Here is an 18,574-nt window from a genome sequence, read left to right as displayed (position 1 = left end):
CAAGGTTCTATTGAAAAGTCTTTTGGTTGTCCTGAGAAGTCCGGCCTTACTTTTATTATCCGTATGTATTTTTTTTATTGGTTTGGGATACGGATTAACGCTACCATTCATGCCATTATTCGGAGTAGAACGGGCTGGAATGAGCCCCTTATCATTAGGGATCTTTATGGCGTGTGGATCGTTAAGCGGCATTATCATTAGTACGCTGTTTAGTCGATTGTCCGATAAAAAGCCTGTGCGCAAGTGGATCATTGTTGGATCATGTGTATCTGCTTCTGTAGGCTATGTATTCTATGCAAATACGGACAGTTACATTGTGTTAATGCTGGTTTCCTGTACTTTCATGGCCTTGTCTTTCTCGGCCTTTCCGCAATTATTTGCTCTTGCGAGAGAAGTAGTCGAGAGGGAGGCGAGTGAAGATGTCACCGTTGTTATGGCTGTATTGCGAGCTCTGGTGTCTCTGGCCTGGATTCTTGGTCCTGTAATGGCGTCTTTTATAATCTACCAGTTCTCGTACACAGGCCTGTTTCTGGTTGTTTCGTTGATGTACATGCTCGTTGCCGTATTTGTACTGATGATTCGAGCAGACGAGATTCGGGAACCGGGGGGCGGAACGGAATTATCATCTGACTCAGTACGTAGCTTCAAGCGCCTGCTGATGGCACCGCAGATTGTATTTTCATTACTTGCTTTCATGGCATTTGAGTTGGCTAATACGATGGGGGGCATTGTAACTCCCTTATATGTTACGCAAGAGTTGCAAGGCGGGAAGTTGGACGTTGGCATGATCTCGGGAGTTAACGCAGCCTTGCAGGTTCCCACCATGATCATTTTGGGAATACTGGCCAAAAGGTTTGGTAGTATCACAGTTATGAAATGCGCGGGATTGTTTGGAGTCGCCTATTTTTCACTATTTTGGTTTACCCAATCGGGATGGCAGATCATTGCTATCCAGATATTCAGTGCCATTTTTATCGCGATTGTACTTGGAGTTGGAATGACTTTTTTTCAGGATTTGGTTCCTAAAATGACAGGTACGGCCACAACGTTGTACAACAATGCAAACATCATTGGTTCCATGGGTGGTGGATTACTAGCCGGAGCAGTCGGAAATTATTTTGGTTTTAAAATAGTGATTGCCTGTTCGGCAGCACTTGCCTTCCTGGGATTTGTACTATTATTGGTGCCAAACGCAAATAAAAAGGTAGTCCGGCATGTGGGAGGAGATACGTATGAAAGCTAGTGTAATTATTCTATCGCATAATCAGAAAGAAGTGATTCAGGCCTGTTTGTCTTCCTTATCGAGACAGCGTTTGTGTGAAGGCGATCAATACGAAGTTGTAGTTATCGATAACGGGTCTATAGACGGCACGGGCGAGATGATCGGCAGGCTTACGTATGATTTTCCTATACGATATAATTACATTCCTTCTACGGAGCAATCAAGTCGGGCAGCGGCACGAAACAAGGGGATTACTATCTCGAATGGAGATGTGATCGTGTTCCTTGATGGAGATCAACTCGCCGGACCGGACTTTATCTATGAACATTTGAGAGTGCACAAGCTAGCCGAGGGGAAACTTGTCATAGGGTTTCGAAGATATTTGGGTGAAGAGAGCATCGATATAACGTCGTTAAATTCGGGATGGGTGCATACTGCTATTACATCATCAGAAGCAGATGAACGATTTCAGCTCATGGAACGTTTTTCGGAAAATGGAAGCGTATTCCGTACAGCGTGGCATCTGTCTTTCAGCTGCAATTTCTCGGTAAACAGAGAAGTACTGATCCGATCGGGTATGTTTGACGAAGGGTTCAAGGGATGGGGGTTGGAAGACAGTGAGCTTGGCTATCGTCTGCAACAGGCTGGAGGAACGTTCGTATTGAACAAAAAAGCGTTAACCTTCCATATCTTTCACCCTTCCGAGTTTGATGAGAATCGTTATGATGGTTGGAAAACAAATCTGGATTATTTCCTCGAATGTCATCCGATGTTTGAAGTACAGGCGCAAAACATCTTAAAGGAATTTTTTGACCCAGAGATTAGAAAATCATGGTGGGATTGTTATATTCGCTTTGAGAAGGTTGTAAGAGCACATCAGGGTTACGAGGGGGATCGATTACCTGTCAGCATCATTGTTGTCTATGCCGAGGGCCCAGAACTGATCCAGACCATTTCGGCAGAAGCTGCCCATAGAGAAGTGTTGGTTATAGATAAGACACCATCATCGGAACTGGATATCTTGTGCCAATGTATTAACGAGAAATTTGATGTTTTGTATTACAAGCATCCTTCGGAAGATCAGTTAATCGACTTGTACCATCAGTATGCAGTCAGGGGAATTGTGAAACATGAAATTTTCAAGTGATCATGGATCAGCTGTTCTGGCCCCAAATGATGACATTTTATACGGGAGGTTGACATGAATTTTGAATTGACAGAGCAACAGAAGCAGATTCAATCCGCCGCACGCCATTTTGTGGACGAGCTACTGATTCCGTTGGAACCTGAATTATTGCGTAACGAGCGTGAGGGAAGACCCGGGATCGAACTTAGACAGATTAGAGAGCTTCAACAAAAGGCGAAAACACAGGGCCTATGGGGTATTGAGACACCAGAAGAGTATGGGGGAGCAAATCTTGGGACGGTCACTAGTGCACTCCTGAAAATGGAGCTAGGACGCACGTGTATTCCGTTTGTCTTCGGGGGGGAAGCGGACAATATTCTGTACCTTTGCAACAAGGCACAGCAAAGCAAGTATTTGCTTCCCGTTATTGCGGGTGAGAAACAGTCCTGTTTTGCAATAACGGAGCGTTCGGCAGGTTCCGATGCAAGTCGAATTCAGATGAGGGCTGAGCGTGTGGCGGATGGCTGGGTACTCAATGGAGAGAAAGTATTTATCACAAACGGGAACGAGGCGGATTTTGCGATTGTTTTTGCAGTGACTGATGTCCAGGCAGAGCCGGGTAAAGGGATCACTTGCTTTCTGGTGGACCGGGACATGGGATGGACGTCAGAGCCGATTCCTACGATGGGTGGGGATAAAAGTCCTTCTGTACTTACGTTTAACCAAGTGTTCGTGCCAAACGGGAATGTGCTCGGTGAAGAGGGGCAGGGGTTAACAACAGCGATGCAGTGGATCAGTCGAGGGCGCTGGGTGATTCCTGCTATTGCTGTAGGTGCGTCTGGCAGGCTGATCCATATGGCCATTGACTACGTTAAAGAACGATCGACATTTGGAGAGCAGTTGGCAAGTCGGCAGAGCATCCAATGGATGATTGCCGACTCTGCGGTTGAGCTGGAGGCTCTGAAATGGCTGGTATTATATACTGCTTGGAGGGTGGATCAGGGGCTGGATGCAAGACATCATGCAACGATGTCCAAGTTGTACGGTGCAGGTAGAGCAAACGATATTGTGGATCGGGTCCTTCAGATTTTTGGTGGAATCGGATATTCGAAGGACTTGCCGATCGAGCGTTGGTATCGGGAAATGCGAGTATGGAGAATCTTCGAGGGCACAGACGAGATTCAACGCATGATTATTTCCCGCAATCTGCTTAAGGGTCATGTCCGAATTGGAGAGTGGGATTAACGGGCCGTGTAACGAACGGATCCTTCATAGGCTAGCAAGTTAGAAGGAACACCCGCTCGATGTTCAATATAGACTGTGATACTGCATGCCAGATGGGAGAGGTTATCCGTGTTGATGACACTCACGAGGACACGGACGGCGTCCCCTTCCATCACGGGTGAGCGAAATCGGTATTTTATATCGCATAGAATCCAGTTATCCAACCCCAGCATTTGTAGTCGGTTTCCAATCATGCCACCGATAAGCATACCTTGTGCAATTCGGCGAGGTGCACCTGCTTCATGTGCTTTGAGAACATCCAGATGAATTGGGTTGTTATCGTTCGATGCGGCTGCATAGGCGATGAGCATAGCACTGGTTATGGTTCCAAGACAAGCGTCGAACAGGAGTTCACCAGATGAGAGACGGTGTTTCCCATCCCATTGATAATAAATCTCCGAGGGATATTGCGGATACACAGGCTCGAGTTCGGAGTACGAAGGCTGCAACGCTGGAGAGTCTAGAAGTATTAATGTGGTGTTAGCAACGAGTACGGGTTGTTTCATGACGTTCGTAACCTTCATTGTACAATCAAGGAGCTGGATCTTCCCCAAAGATCCAGTTGTTTCGCGTACGTTTGCAAGTTCAATCCTGTAAAATAAAGCTGCATCATACTTCAATTTACGTTCGTATGTAAACGATTGTTGTCCATGGATCATAATTTTCCCAGGAAGCTCCATCCAGGGTAAGTGTGTCTGTTGCCACCATATCATCGGAAAGGTGAGAGGAATGGATCTTGCGTCGGGACGAAATTCTTCTGGAAAGCCTTGTGTGAACTGGACAATCTGATCTGTGGTAATAACCATTTTCTTGGGAGGAGTAGGTACTCCGATCCATGATTGGTAATCCATAACTTGCATCTCTCCTTTGACTGACCATGTCTTGTATTATATCGAAGGCAGTTAGAATCATAAATGTTTTATCACATAAATTACTTTTTCGAAAATAAAGGTACACAAAAGATACATAATGAACTAAAATGAACTTATATGAACATTATCAAACTCAATCCCAACTAATTTAAATGACGAAAGGAATGGATTAATAATGGAAAATCGTTATGCTGCACATCCCAATGAAGTGAAAACATATGATACATCTCGCCTGCGTGAGGAATTTTTGATGGAGCAACTGTTTGCAACTGATGAATTGGTAACGGTGTATTCTCATGTGGATCGTTATATTGTGGGAACGGCTGTACCTGAGAGCAAGGACATTACCCTTGAAGTGAACCTGAAAGATATCGGAACGAACTTTTTCCTGGAGCGTCGTGAAATCGGTATCATTAATGTCGGTGGTCACGGAACAGTGACAGCGGACGGACAAGGTTATGAGATTGGAGCGAAGGAATGTCTCTACATCGGTAGAGGTGTGAAGGAAGTTGTGTTCACAAGCAGTGACAAGGCTCAACCTGCCCAATTCTATTTTGTATCCACACCGGCTCATCACACCTATCCAACAGTAAAAGCAACACAAGAACAAGCTCAGCCAAATCATCTGGGCAGCATCGAAACTTCCAATGAGCGTACGATCTATCGTTACATTCACCAAGGAGAAGGCGGAATTCAGAGTTGTCAGTTGGTGATGGGCATTACCGAACTCAACAAGGGTAACATGTGGAACACGATGCCTGCACATACCCATAACCGCCGTTCCGAAGTATACTTGTACTGGAACTTGTCTGAGGACGGTGTTGTATTCCATATGATGGGTGAGCCAAACGAAACACGCCATCTGGTTGTACGTGATCGCCAGGCGATCATTTCCCCAAGCTGGTCCATTCACAGTGGTGTGGGTACAAGCAATTACACCTTCTGTTGGGCGATGGCTGGTGAGAACCAGACGTTCGAAGATATGGACGGCGTAGCGATGAAAGACCTGAAATAATAAATTACAGATGTCTGAGTTAAATGGACAGGGTAGACACTAGAACACTCATTCATTTGACTCAGGTGGTATAGGAAGTTGATTATGATGAATCCATTGAAAAGACATGAAAAAATTATGGAGGCTCTGCTGGAACGCCAGGAAGTAACCGTCAGTGATCTGAGTGAGTTGTTGCAGGTGACGGGGAAGACTGTGCGAGAGGATCTCGACAAGTTGGAGAGTATGGGACTGCTCGTACGTGTCCATGGTGGTGCTATGCTGGCTCAGAATGACCAGTATGGCATCTTGAATAGCCGCGGAGTTACCGAGAAGCATCATTCGGAGAAGACGGAGATTGCTGAACGTGCCCTTGCTTACATTCGACCTGGAGATATCGTTGCTCTCGATGGTGGCAGCACTACGCTGGAGATGGCCAAACGTCTCGATAATCAACCTCTGACGGTGGTGACCAATGACCTGTTCATTATTGCGGAGTTGACCAAAAAGGAGCAAGTGCGACTGGTTGTGCCTGGCGGGGCGCGTGTAAGGAATATGTTGGTTGGGGATGATACGGCTGCGTTTATATCCAGTCTTAACATTCATAAAGCCTTTATATCCACGACAGCCCTTCATCCGGAATTTGGATTATCCATATACACCGGAGATCTGGTTCCTTTGAAAAAAGCAATGATATCTGCCTCGCAGCAAGTATACGGCGTTGTGGATCATTATAAATTCGGACAATTTGCACTGCGAACTTTCGCCCAGTGTTCGGAACTGGACTATATTATCAGCGATAGTCGTTTGGATGAAGAGACGGCTGCCTTATACGAGCAGAGTGGTGTCACAGTGGATTATCAAAGTTAACCTCATTCATTATTCATGGGATTAAAGAACGGACGGATCTAAGGATTGCATATCAAAACCATGCGGAGGAATCATTCATGAACCCATTTGATTTAAGCGGACAAGTTGCACTGGTGACAGGTACCTCGGGAGGACTTGGACAAGGGATGGCCATTGGTTTGGCAGAAGCAGGTGCTGATGTGGTGCTGGTCTCTTATTCCAAGCCTGCGGCAACGGCAAGTGCCATTGAAGCACTCGGACGCAAAGCTTATGTAATTGAAGCGGATTTAAGTCGTGAAGATGAGTTGTCGGCTGTGTTCGAACAGGCGCTTGCGTTCCAGGGCAGAATTGACATTCTCGTCAACAATGCCGGAATCATTCGTCGCACACCTGCGGCTGATCATGCAGTTCAGGACTGGCATGATGTAATTGGTCTGAACCTGAACACTGTATTTTTCCTAAGCCAATTGGCAGGCAGACATATGATTGAACGTGGAAGTGGCAAAATCATTAATATTGCATCCATGTTGTCCTATCAAGGTGGGATCAATGTGCCAGGGTATACAGCCAGTAAACATGGCGTTGCCGGTTTAACCAAAGCACTCGCCAATGAATGGGCAGGTAAAGGAATCCAGATTAATGGTATCGCACCTGGTTATATGGAAACCGATAATACTACCCAGATCCGTGCGGACGAGAATCGTTACCGGGATATTACATCCCGTATTCCTGCGGGGCGTTGGGGAACACCTGAAGATCTGAAAGGCCCGGTTGTCTTTCTGGCATCTGCCGCTTCGGATTATCTGAATGGTCATGTGCTGAATGTCGATGGCGGCTGGATGGCACGTTAATCACTTGATAATCGGATTAGCATAAGGAGGCAGTGAGATGAAACTTGGTATTCTGGCACATACATTTGGCAAACAGCCTACAGCACAGCTTGCGCAGACGATTGCGGATAACGGATTTAATTCCGTACAGCTGGCGCTGGCCAAAGCATTATCAGATGTGGACTCATCGAATGGCAAGCTGAGCCCAGGGCTAGCGAATGAAATCGGAGATCAATTTGCACAGCGCGGGGTGAAGATTGCAGTACTGGGCTGTTATATTAATCCGATTGACCCTGATCCGGTAAGACGACGTGCGGACATTGATCGATTCAAGGAGCATCTGCGTTATGCCCGGGATTTTGGTTGCAGCATGGTAGCAACGGAGACCGGCGGCTTGGACACCTATCAGGATACACATCCGGATGGATATGAAGAGAAGGCGTGGAGTGTGCTGAAAGAAACGGTTGAGGAGTTGGCTGAGGAAGCGGAGAAATGGGGCGTGCATGCGGCGATTGAGCCTGTGTCGACACATACTCTTCATACCCATGAACATATGACACGTTTGTTTGAAGAGATTCCTTCATCAAATCTGGGGATGCTGTTCGATCCGTGTAATCTGATCAAACAACCACATGCAGCAGATCAAGGGGCTTTCTTGCGCGAGGTGATGGAATCGCTGTATCAGCGCATGATTGTGATCCATGCCAAAGATGTAGCCTTTGATGCACAGGGAGAGAAGTTTAATCCGGTACCTGGGGCAGGAATACTGGATTACCCGTTATTTTTTGAATTGTTAAAAACGTATAAGCCACATATCGATATTTCACTTGAAGGCGTAACTGCGGAGGAAGCTGTACCTGCGGCCAAACATTTGCGTGAAGTATGGAGTGCAGTTCGGGTCTAACCAAACCCAGGATGAGGTATTGCATACCGAAGCCAAAGTAGCTGAAAAACCTTTGCGAGTGCAAAGGTTTTTTTGGTACAGAAATCGATAATGTACATATTTAATTTTTCTTATCGGAACAATCGGAAATAAGTCTTTTCAAATGCGACATCTTGTGAGAGAATATGGAAAACATACGCCACCATGCGAAGACATCAGGAACTTAAAGAACGTATATATTGAGGGAGGATTCAGATTTATGTCAAACGAACGTGAGCTTTCATTTGAAACTTTGGCAATTCATGCAGGCCAGGAAATTGATCCAACCACCAACGCACGAGCTGTGCCCTTGTATCAGACGACATCCTATGGATTCAAGGACACCGAGCATGCAGCTAACTTGTTTGGTTTGAAAGAGTTTGGCAACATTTATACCCGTCTGATGAATCCAACAACCGACGTGTTTGAGCAACGGATTGCGGCGTTGGAAGGCGGAGCTGGAGCGCTGGCTACAGCTTCCGGTCAGGCAGCCATTACGTTTTCACTTCTGAATATTGCTGGTGCAGGCGATGAGATCGTATCTTCGGCGAGTTTGTATGGAGGTACATACAATCTGTTCTCGACGACTTTGCCGAAACTGGGTCTGGACGTAAAATTTGTGGATTCCAGTGATCCTGAGAATTTCCGGGCTGCGATTACGGAGAAAACGAAAGCATTGTATGCCGAAACGATCGGTAATCCAAAGGGGAATGTACTGGATATTGAAGCGGTGGCAGCCATCGCTCATGAACATGGAATTCCTTTGATCGTGGATAACACATTCCCAAGTCCGTACCTGCTTCGTCCAATCGAACATGGCGCAGATATTGTCGTTCACTCTGCAACGAAATTTATTGGAGGTCATGGTACATCCATTGGTGGCGTTATCGTGGACAGCGGAAAATTTGACTGGAAAGCAAGTGGCAAGTTCCCTGGATTGACGGAGCCGGACTCCAGTTATAACGGTGTAGTATATACGGAAGCGGTTGGACCGATTGCTTATATTATCAAAGCTCGTGTACAACTTCTGCGTGACTTGGGTGCAACGATCTCTCCATTCAACTCATGGTTGCTGCTGCAAGGACTGGAGACATTACATCTGCGCGTAGAGCGTCATAGTAGCAATGCCCTTGCGGTTGCGGAATTCCTTGAGAAACATGAGGATGTGTCTTGGGTAAGTTATGCAGGTCTGCCGAGCCATGGTTCTTATGAGCTTGCACAGAAATATCTGCCAAGAGGGCAGGGTGCGATTCTAACCTTCGGAATCAAAGGTGGTGCGGACGCGGGTCGCAAGTTGATTGAAAGTGTCAAACTGTTCTCTCACCTTGCAAACGTGGGCGATTCCAAGTCACTGATTATTCACCCGGCAAGTACAACTCACGCGCAGTTGACCGAAGATGAACAAACTGCAGCAGGGGTTAATCCGGAATTGATTCGTCTGTCTGTGGGTACGGAGAACATTCAGGACATTATCTATGATCTGGAGCAAGCCATCAAAGCAAGTCAGGGAGCAAGCGTAGGCGCGTAAATGGCATTTGGGTGGATGTATAAACAATCACTTAAGTGATATGCCATAAACAGGTCATATGAATATCAATAGATGGTTAAAGCCGTTGTCCCCCGGGACAGCGGCTTTTTGTCTTTTTGAACACGCATGTATGACTATCCATCGAAAAAAGCCCATTTACAAATGTGGATCACAGGCATATACTGATTAAAAGTTGTATTGAGTAAACACAATTGCATAAGTGCAAAAATGATTATCATTCTCATTCGAGATTATTTCAAAATCATTCACAAAACCATGCTGCTGCGGGATTCCCGCAGCAGCATGTGTCATTTTTAGGGCATTAACAATGGCTCTCATTCTCAATACAACTTCATTTTTGGGAGCGGAATTTAGCAGACTCGTCATCCGCAAACCTACCATTCGAAAGGAACGTGATTCATATGCAAGCGATACATCAACCACTACACAGACAGAAACAAGCGGAACAGCGCTTATCCCAAACACCAGGCCCAAACCGGGGACGTAAGCCTGATTTTCGAGCCATGGTGCAGAATAAAGAGATGCAATCTGCATTGGGCAGCGGGCTGTTGATGCTGATTGCCTGGGGAACTGCACCTTATTTTGGTACCTTATCCATCATGCTCTACATTGTGGCGTATGCCGTTGGCGGTTGGACCAAAGCGAAGGAAGGCATCGAGACACTGGTGAAGGAACGTGATCTGGATGTAAACCTTCTGATGATTGCCGCATCCCTTGGGGCAGCAGCCATCGGTTACTGGAATGAAGGTGCGATGCTAATCTTTATTTTTGCACTCAGTGGTGCGTTGGAAAGTTATGCGACAGAGCGAAGTCATAAGGATATCTCATCTTTACTGGCGCTGAAGCCGGAGACTGCACTGCGTATTGAGGACGGACAGATGAACCTCGTGGCTATTGATGATCTGGAGCCGGGTGATCTGCTGTTGGTCAAACCGGGAGAACTCATCCCAGCAGATGGCGTGGTGTACCGTGGGAGTTCTTTTATCAATCAGTCATCCATCACCGGAGAATCCCTGCCTGTGGACAAAGTTGCGGGGGATGAAGTCTATGCAGGTACGGTAAACGGGGAGGGTGCATTATACGTAGAGGTTACAAAATCGGCTGAAGGGTCACTGTTTGGCAAAATCATTAAAATGGTGGAAGAAGCGCAGGCAGAAGTGCCGGATTCCCAGCGTTTTATGGAGCGGTTTGAAGGAATTTACGCACGTTTTGTTGTAGGGGTAACTTTACTTGTGATTGCAGGAACTCCACTACTGCTTGGCTGGACATGGAATGAGGCATTTTATAAAGCGATGGTGTTTCTGGTTGTTGCTTCACCTTGTGCATTGGTGTCTTCCATCATGCCTGTTATGCTGTCCGCGATGTCCAGCAGCGCCCGCCGAGGCATTCTCTTTAAGGGAGGTGCCCATATGGAGAATATGGCTCGCACGCGGGTCGTGGCTTTTGACAAAACAGGTACATTGACCATGGGCACCCCGCAAGTGACCGATATTATTACGGCTGAACATGTAGATCGTGCCCAGCTGTTAGCTGCAGTAGCGGCGATTGAGAACCTGTCCATGCACCCTTTGGCTCGTGCCATCGTAGATCAGGCGAACAAGGAGAACATTACACTTCAGGAAGCGGAGCACGTACAGGCTCTAACAGGCTGGGGCATCGAAGGAACTGTGAACGATGTGGTCTGGAGCATTGGCAAAACAGATGTACTGAGATCTATGCAGTCAGAGAAGATGACAGGCAGCAACGTTGATCCAGATGAACATGATGTTAACCCTGTGAAGGTATCTTCTGAGTGGGGCGATGTATGCTCTCGTCTTGAAGGGGAGGGAAAAACCGTATCCGCTGTTATGGCTGATGGTGAATTAGTCGGGCTGATCGCGATGCGGGATATGGTACGGCCACAGGCAGCAGCTGCAGTGAAAAAGCTTGAAGCGATGGGTGTAAAAGTTGCCATGTTAACAGGAGATCGAGCCAGATCAGCTTCTGTAATTGCGCGTGAAACTGGAGTAAACATGGTCTATGCAGACTTGTTGCCTGGAGATAAGGTGAAGCAGGTACAAGCACTCCGCAAACAGTATGGTCCTGTGCTGATGGTAGGGGATGGTGTCAATGATGCACCGGCACTTGCAGCAGCTACTGTGGGTATGGGGATGGGATTGTCCGGCAGCGGGACTGCACTGGAGGTCGCTGATGCGGTACTGATGAACGATAACATTGAAGAGATCGCTTGGGTGATTGGGCAGGCTCGTCGAGCACAGCGCACGGTGAAACAGAATATGTTTTTTGCCATTACCGTTATTCTGGCTTTGATTGTTGGTAACTTCCTCCAAGACGTTGCATTGCCTCTGGGTGTGGTAGGTCATGAAGGCAGTACAATTCTGGTTATTCTGAATGGGCTTAGACTGCTACGGTAATCAGATTAGAAGAGGAAAATGGCTAATTGGTCTCGCTAGTAGTATGCGGCTGGTTGAACAGCTTACGTTTGAACCTTGGGTCAGCGGGTAATGATTCGAAGAGACGATTCGATACTAAGGGAGCTGTGAAATATGGGACGTTATGTACAAGTGGAACCAAATGTAAAAGTATATGTTGAAGATATTGGCGAAGGAACCCCGGTTGTCTTTTTGCACGGCTGGCCTGTTAATTATAAAATGTTTGAATATCAATTGAACGTACTGCCGAACCATGGCATTCGTGCCATTGCGATAGATTTTAGAGGATATGGCTTATCGGATAAGCCTTCCACAGGATATGATTATGATCGCATGGCAGACGATGTTCGTGCCGTTATTGATGATCTGGAGCTGAAAGACGCGGTACTCGCAGGATTCTCTATGGGTGGAGCGATCGCAGTACATTACATGGCTCGCCATAAGGGACATGGCGTCTCCAAGCTGGCCTTGTTATCTGCGGCAGCACCTGTGTTCACACAGCGTGAAGGTTATCCGTATGGATTGACTCCAGAGCAGCTGAACGAGCAGATCATTGAGCCAATCTTTGCAGATCGTCCGAAGTTACTGGAGACGTTTGGCGGCATGTTCTTCGCGAAGAAACACAGTCAGCCATTCATGGATTGGTTCCACGCCCTCGGCATGGAAGCTTCATCTTATGGTACCATTCGCAGTGCAATTGCGTTGCGGGATGAGGACTTGCGAGGTGACCTGAGTTCCATTCAGGTGCCAACAGCCATTTTACACGGGAAAAAAGATGAGATCTGTCCGTTTGAGTTCGCCGAGCAGATGCACCAAGGCATCGCTTCGTCTCAGCTGATTGCTTTTGAAGAGAGTGGTCATGGTGCATTCTATGATGAATTGGAAAAATTCAATTCGGAATTGATTCGTTTCATCCAATCCTGATCAGGAGAGGGCATAATACCTCTGACAGACGATCCCAGTAATTTCATGGAATCTTCATTTGTGGCTAAACAAAGAACCCGGTTGACAGTCTTGGACTGTTCGCCGGGTTCTTTAGTCTTCAATTAAAACAGTTCGGTCAGACCAATCATCGTGATGAGCCCGAGTAAAAAGGACATCGTCGCCACACGTGCATTGCCATCGCCGTGACTCTCGGGAATAAGTTCCTTATAAACAATGAACATCATCGCACCGGCTGCAAAGGCCAGACCATAAGGCACAAGACCAGCTACGAGACTGCTCAAGGTGTAACCAATCATAGCTGTAATAATCTCTACCGCTCCGGTCAGGGTGGCAATACCCAGCGCTTTGAAGCGGCCAATGTTCTGGTTTACTAGGAAAAGGGCCACCAGAAATCCTTCCGGCGCATTTTGCAATCCAATGGAAAAGGCAATGAGATTGCCCAGGTTCTCATCCGAGCTTGCATAGCTGACGCCAACGGATAACCCTTCTGGCAGGTTATGCATGGTGATGGCTGCAATAATCATGAAGGCTTTGGTTTCAATTTTAAATGGCATTTTCTCGGGATTCTCCAGATCGACGTGTGGAATCTTCATCTCCAGCACCAGTAGAACCAAGCTACCAAGCATAATACCAAATGCAAGTACAAAGAGATTTGATTGGCCAAGCGCTTCCGGAATGAGATTATACACCGAGGCTGAGGTCATAATACCTGCGGCGTATGCCAGCAAGATATCACGCAGACGGTGTGATATTTTACGCATAAATAGAATCGGTACGGCCCCTAGGCCGGTAGACATGGCTGATATAAAACTGCCAATGAGTGCATCGTTCATGCTTCCATTTTCCCTCCTGATGAAGACTTCTTCATAATCGCTGCCGAGCATTGACACCGTACATAAAAGAGATCATAATGAACAACAGATTAGAATGATTATAAATTAGAATTCCGTTTCTGCATAGGGCAATTGTCATTACACGGGCAGGTCTTGTGGACATGATGTAGGCTTTTCGTTCTAGTGTATGCAAAAGCCTAAGCTTTTGATGCCGGAGGGTCTAACCTTTTTGCAGAACCCGGGGGAGGAACTATACATGTATAAATCAATCATTATCGGAACAGGCCCTGCAGGGCTGACAGCAGCAATCTATCTGGCACGTGCCAACATGAACCCACTCGTTATTGAAGGACCACAACCTGGTGGCCAACTGACAACAACGACTGAAGTGGAGAACTTCCCAGGTTTCCCTGATGGTATTATGGGTCCTGAACTGATGGACAACATGCGTAAACAAGCTGAGCGCTTCGGTGCTGAATTCCGCACAGGCTGGGTGAACAACATCGACATGAGCGAGCGTCCATTCAAGATTCAAGTTGAAGGTATGGGTGAACTCGTATCGGAAACATTGATCCTGTCCACAGGCGCAACTGCTAAATACCTGGGTATCCCTGGCGAAGAAACGAATATAGGCCGCGGTGTCAGCACATGTGCAACATGTGATGGATTCTTCTTCCGTAACAAAGAAATCATCGTCATCGGCGGTGGTGACTCTGCTCTTGAGGAAGCAAGCTTCCTGTCCCGTTTCGGTTCCAAAGTAACGCTGGTACACCGTCGTGAAGAACTGCGTGGCTCCAAAATCATGCAGGATCGTGCACGTAGCAACGAAAAAGTAGAAATGGCTTTGAACCGTACACCACTCGAAGTACTTGCTGGCGACAACGGCGTAACCGGATTGAAAGTGTTGAACAACGAAACAGGTGAAGAAGAAGTGATTCCGGCAAGCGGCGTATTCGTAGCTATCGGTCACACTCCAAACACGGGATTCCTTGGCGGACAAATCACTACGGATGAACATGGTTATATCCTGACTACACCAGGCACATCCGAGACAAACATCCCAGGCGTATTCGCATGTGGTGACGTTCAAGATACTCGTTACAAACAAGCGATAACAGCTGCAGGTAGCGGATGTATGGCTGCTATGGACACAGAGAAATACATTGAAAGCTTGGAGCACAGCGCAGTTGTTCTGTAATAGAATGAGCTGATTCCAACCAAACGATAGATTAATAAAAAACATATGAGGTGAATTAAACATGGAAAACGTAATTTTATATACATCTACCAACTGCCCGAACTGTAAATCCGTAAAAACGTTCCTGGCTGACAAAGGTATCTCTTATGAAGAGCGCAACATCGAAACTAGCGATGAATTTGCGCAACAAGTATGGGACATGGGCGTACGTGCTGTGCCATTGACTGTCATTGGTGAACATCGCATTCTGGGTATGAATAAAACCCAATTTGCCAAAGCATTGGACGCTTAAATCAGGCTGATTATCTGAATCATCATGTGTTGAAAGAAATTTTCGATTCATATGCAATTCCGGTTTTCGCGAGCCGTTAGGATATAGAAAGAACCGTACCCGGAAGGGTACGGTTTTTTGTGCAAACGCAGAATATGATCTAGAAAAAAATACTCATGAAAGTCTGAAATACAACATACACCAGCAATCCTGACAGCATGTACATGAAACCAGCCTTCTTTTTGCTCTGGAACAATCGGAGTATGCCAAGGCTGAACAGGGGCGCAAGCACAATCAGGAACAGGAGGACGGTGACAAACATTTGCGCCGAGATATCTGAAGTATCCACGTAGGTCACGCTTTTTTTCACTCCGTTTCGTTATCGGAATTAACACAGCTTGATTCACACAGCCATGACAAAAATCACATAACCCCATTATACATCTGGATTTCTTTAACAAAAAGGGAGGAAATGGGGCGAAATGATGTCAATTTTCATCTGTTATTAGACAGACACCCTAATTTTACCTAAAAACTGGGATATCGCAGAGTAAGCGGCACCAACGCGGGTGGAACGGCTGCCCAGAGCTGCCCATTCAATCTGCAAACTGCGGCGGTGATAAGGTAATGTACGTTCCTCCACAACTTGTTTTAACGCTGTTTCAATCCAGGGACCTGCTTCAGAGAGCGGACCGCCAATGATAATACGTTCCGGGTTGAAACTGTTAACGATATTGGTAATGCCAATCCCCAGTTTGCGTCCAATCGTGTTGTATAATTCTTGAACAGCATCGTGGCCTTGCTCCGCATGATGAATAAGCTCTCGTGTGGTATGAGCAGGTAATTTTAGCTGGTGATCCGGGTGCTCGTAGGCTTTTTCCGAGGCGTACAACTCCCAGCAACCACGATTACCACAGGAGCAGGGCAGACCTTCCGCTTCAATGGACATATGGCCTGTTTCTCCTGCGTAGCCCCACGCGCCTTTGTATAATTCACCATCTACCATGATGCCTGAACCAATCCCCATGCCTGCACTGATGTAGATCATGTGACGTACACCGATACCTGCCCCAAAATTCAACTCTCCATGGGCACCAGCATTGGCTTCATTATCGATCGTTACAGGCAGTTGAAATTCTTCTTCAAGCATCGAGCGCAGAGCTACCTTCTCCCACCCCAAGTTGGGTGCAAACAGGACCGTTCCTGCCTCATCCACCATGCCGGGCACCCCGATGCCAATCCCAATGACTCCATGAGGGGAAGCAGGAGCTGCTTCAATGAGCTGTTTTGCTGCCAATTTCAATTGCTCCAGTACAGAGGACACGTCATGATGTTCCAAGGTCACTGCGTACTCTGTAATGATGTGTCCTTCCAGATCTGTAAGCACGCCTTTCAAATGGGTCACACTGAGTTCCAGACCGACTGCATAGCCTGATGTCCCTCGAAACAGCAGCATGAGTGGTTTACGTCCGCCGCTGGATTCCCCAGGGCCAATCTCCTGCACCAGGTCATCACTGATCAGATCAGCAACCAGGTTGGATACCGTTGCTTTGTTCAGCCCCGTAACCTCGGACACTCGTGCGCGAGAAAGAGGGGCATGGCGCCGGATCGTATCCAGAACGATCGACTTGTTTATTTTTTTGACCAGCATCTGGTCTCCGGTAATTTTCATATGGTTAAGGCACTCCTATTCTTCTGATAAAAGGGTTCTGACCCACATCCGAAACAAGTTATTCGACTATTATAGCGTAAACAACCATGTAAAAAACAATTTTATTTTACTTTGTTTAACCAATAGACAAAGTAAATTCGATGTGATAGGATAACGGTGTAAACGATTTCTTAAAACTATTGAGGAGGCATTTTACACATGGCCTATTTTGAATCCGTTAATAAAATTGCATTTGAAGGTAAAGATTCCAAGAATCCTTTTGCTTTTAAACATTATAATCCGGAAGAAGTGGTAGCCGGCAAATCGATGGAAGAACATTTCCGTTTTGGCATGGCTTACTGGCATACATTAACTGCAGGCGGCAGTGACCCGTTCGGTGCGGAGACAGCTGTTCGTTCGTGGGATAAATACTCGGGTCTGGACCTCGCGAAAGTACGCGTGGAAGCGGCATTTGAATTTTTGGAAAAAATGAATCTCCCGTTCTTCTGTTTCCACGATGTGGACATTGCACCAGAAGGCAACAACCTGCGTGAGTTCTACAGCAACATTGATACGATTGTTGATCTGATTGAAGATCATATGAAATCCAGCGGCAAAAAACTGCTCTGGAACACGGCGAACATGTTCTCGAACCCACGCTTCATGTTTGGTGCGGCTTCTACTTGCAACGCAGACGTGTACGCTCACGCTGCAGCGCAGATCAAGAAAGGTCTGGAAGTTGGTAAACGTCTGGGCGCTGAAAACTATGTATTCTGGGGCGGTCGTGAAGGTTACGACACGTTGTTGAACACAGACATGCAACTGGAGCAAGACAACATTGCTCGCATGTTCCACATGGCTGTAGACTACGCGAAGGAAATTGGCTTTGATGCACAATTCCTGATCGAGCCTAAACCAAAAGAGCCAACGAAACACCAATATGATTATGATGCAGCAACTTCGATTGCTTTCTTGCAAAAATACGATTTGGACAAACACTTCAAACTCAACCTGGAAGCGAACCATGCTACACTGGCTGGTCATACATTTGATCACGAAATCCGCGTTGCTCGTACAAACGGTATGCTCGGTTCCCTCGATGCGAACCAAGGCGACATGTTGATCGGTTGGGATACGGATGAGTTCCCGGTTGATATGTACGATGCTACATTGACAATGTATGAAGTATTGAAAAACGGCGGTATCGGCCGTGGTGGTGTGAACTTTGACGCGAAAGTACGTCGTGGTTCCTTCGAAGCTGATGATCTGTTCTTGGCACACATCGCAGGTATGGACACGTATGCAAAAGGTCTGAAAGTAGCAGCGAAGTTGATTGAAGATCGCGTATTCGATGACTTCATCGAAAAACGTTACAGCAGCTTCAGCGAAGGTATCGGTGCAGATGTAGTTGCAGGTAAAGCAACACTGGCTTCCCTTGCTGAGTATGCACTCAACAACGAAAGCCCACGCAAAAACCAATCCGGACGTCAGGAATTGCTGAGAGCACAACTTAACCAGTACATTCTGGCTGACTAATAGCGGATTAGGCAGGGTTGGGCACGTCGACCACCCATGGTTACTCAACTCATATGTGTTGGA

At 46.7% G+C, this 18,574-nt stretch carries 17 protein-coding genes; 13 read left to right on the top strand and 4 right to left on the bottom strand.

Annotated elements, in window-relative coordinates:
* Window positions 1-10 precede the first annotated feature (10 nt).
* Genes MHH25_RS26255 through MHH25_RS26245 form a run of 3 tightly spaced genes read left to right on the top strand, consistent with a single transcriptional unit; the run spans window position 11 to window position 3,593 of the window.
* Entirely contained in the window at window positions 11-1,243 is a 1,233-nt protein-coding gene (locus MHH25_RS26255) for a sugar efflux transporter (protein ID WP_100529841.1), read from the top strand.
* On the top strand, window positions 1,233-2,369 hold the full coding sequence (locus MHH25_RS26250; protein ID WP_340018537.1) for a glycosyltransferase: 1,137 nt from the start codon (window positions 1,233-1,235) through the stop codon (window positions 2,367-2,369). The genes MHH25_RS26255 and MHH25_RS26250 overlap by 11 nt, the downstream gene beginning before the upstream one ends.
* A 54-nt stretch (window positions 2,370-2,423) precedes the next feature.
* A complete protein-coding gene (locus tag MHH25_RS26245) occupies window positions 2,424-3,593 on the top strand; it encodes an acyl-CoA dehydrogenase family protein (protein WP_340018536.1) in 1,170 nt (389 codons plus the stop codon).
* Here the strand turns inward: MHH25_RS26245 and MHH25_RS26240 are convergent.
* On the bottom strand, window positions 3,590-4,483 hold the full coding sequence (locus MHH25_RS26240) for a MaoC/PaaZ C-terminal domain-containing protein (protein ID WP_340018535.1): 894 nt from the start codon (window positions 4,481-4,483) through the stop codon (window positions 3,590-3,592). The two genes, MHH25_RS26245 and MHH25_RS26240, sit on opposite strands and share 4 nt — an antisense overlap.
* Before the next feature lie 196 nt (window positions 4,484-4,679).
* On the opposite strand from MHH25_RS26240, the gene kduI reads away from it, so the two are divergent.
* The 7 genes from kduI to MHH25_RS26205 all read left to right on the top strand — a co-directional run bounded on the left by kduI (window position 4,680) and on the right by MHH25_RS26205 (window position 13,001).
* Entirely contained in the window at window positions 4,680-5,519 is an 840-nt protein-coding gene (kduI, locus tag MHH25_RS26235; RefSeq protein WP_076319655.1) for a 5-dehydro-4-deoxy-D-glucuronate isomerase, read from the top strand.
* Window positions 5,520-5,606: 87 nt separating this feature from the next.
* Window positions 5,607-6,365 (top strand): DeoR/GlpR family DNA-binding transcription regulator, encoded by a 759-nt coding sequence (locus tag MHH25_RS26230; protein ID WP_026081467.1) that lies wholly within the window; start codon window positions 5,607-5,609, stop codon window positions 6,363-6,365.
* Between the two features lie 77 nt (window positions 6,366-6,442).
* Window positions 6,443-7,195, top strand: a complete 753-nt coding sequence (gene kduD, locus MHH25_RS26225) for a 2-dehydro-3-deoxy-D-gluconate 5-dehydrogenase KduD (RefSeq protein ID WP_076319654.1) — start codon at window positions 6,443-6,445, stop codon at window positions 7,193-7,195.
* A gap of 37 nt (window positions 7,196-7,232) precedes the next feature.
* Window positions 7,233-8,078 (top strand): sugar phosphate isomerase/epimerase, encoded by an 846-nt coding sequence (locus tag MHH25_RS26220; protein ID WP_074096473.1) that lies wholly within the window; start codon window positions 7,233-7,235, stop codon window positions 8,076-8,078.
* Between the two features lie 238 nt (window positions 8,079-8,316).
* Entirely contained in the window at window positions 8,317-9,624 is a 1,308-nt protein-coding gene (locus tag MHH25_RS26215) for a homocysteine synthase (RefSeq protein ID WP_036606925.1), read from the top strand.
* Window positions 9,625-10,046: 422 nt separating this feature from the next.
* Complete coding sequence (locus MHH25_RS26210) at window positions 10,047-12,059, top strand: heavy metal translocating P-type ATPase (RefSeq protein WP_340018534.1); 2,013 nt, start codon at window positions 10,047-10,049, stop codon at window positions 12,057-12,059.
* Between the two features lie 132 nt (window positions 12,060-12,191).
* Window positions 12,192-13,001 (top strand): alpha/beta hydrolase, encoded by an 810-nt coding sequence (locus tag MHH25_RS26205; protein ID WP_127546588.1) that lies wholly within the window; start codon window positions 12,192-12,194, stop codon window positions 12,999-13,001.
* A gap of 122 nt (window positions 13,002-13,123) precedes the next feature.
* Here the strand turns inward: MHH25_RS26205 and MHH25_RS26200 are convergent, their stop codons facing one another.
* A complete protein-coding gene (locus MHH25_RS26200) occupies window positions 13,124-13,855 on the bottom strand; it encodes a ZIP family metal transporter (protein ID WP_036606933.1) in 732 nt (243 codons plus the stop codon).
* Between the two features lie 256 nt (window positions 13,856-14,111).
* Between MHH25_RS26200 and trxB the strand changes: the two genes are divergently transcribed.
* Entirely contained in the window at window positions 14,112-15,053 is a 942-nt protein-coding gene (gene trxB / locus MHH25_RS26195) for a thioredoxin-disulfide reductase (RefSeq protein WP_036606934.1), read from the top strand.
* Between the two features lie 61 nt (window positions 15,054-15,114).
* Entirely contained in the window at window positions 15,115-15,345 is a 231-nt protein-coding gene (locus tag MHH25_RS26190) for a glutaredoxin family protein (protein ID WP_036606936.1), read from the top strand.
* Window positions 15,346-15,484: 139 nt separating this feature from the next.
* Here MHH25_RS26190 and MHH25_RS26185 read toward each other — a convergent pair whose 3' ends face one another.
* Both MHH25_RS26185 and MHH25_RS26180 read right to left on the bottom strand, forming a co-directional pair.
* The gene (locus tag MHH25_RS26185; protein ID WP_017692236.1) at window positions 15,485-15,682 is read right to left on the bottom strand and encodes a hypothetical protein; all 198 of its coding nucleotides are present in this window, start codon (window positions 15,680-15,682) and stop codon (window positions 15,485-15,487) included.
* Window positions 15,683-15,829: 147 nt separating this feature from the next.
* Complete coding sequence (locus tag MHH25_RS26180; protein WP_338707032.1) at window positions 15,830-16,996, bottom strand: ROK family protein; 1,167 nt, start codon at window positions 16,994-16,996, stop codon at window positions 15,830-15,832.
* 198 nt (window positions 16,997-17,194) lie between these two features.
* Here MHH25_RS26180 and xylA point away from each other — a divergent pair, with 198 nt between their 5' ends.
* Window positions 17,195-18,511, top strand: coding sequence for a xylose isomerase (xylA, locus tag MHH25_RS26175; protein WP_338707031.1), 1,317 nt, complete (start codon window positions 17,195-17,197; stop codon window positions 18,509-18,511).
* The last annotated feature ends 63 nt before the right edge of the window (window positions 18,512-18,574 follow it).

The sequence above is a fragment of the Paenibacillus sp. FSL H3-0457 genome (genome assembly GCF_037981725.1).
GTDB classification, from domain to species: Bacteria; Bacillota; Bacilli; order Paenibacillales; family Paenibacillaceae; genus Paenibacillus; species Paenibacillus amylolyticus.
The sequence above is the reverse complement of the archived record's forward strand: the minus strand, read 5'-3'. Positions and strand labels throughout refer to the sequence as shown.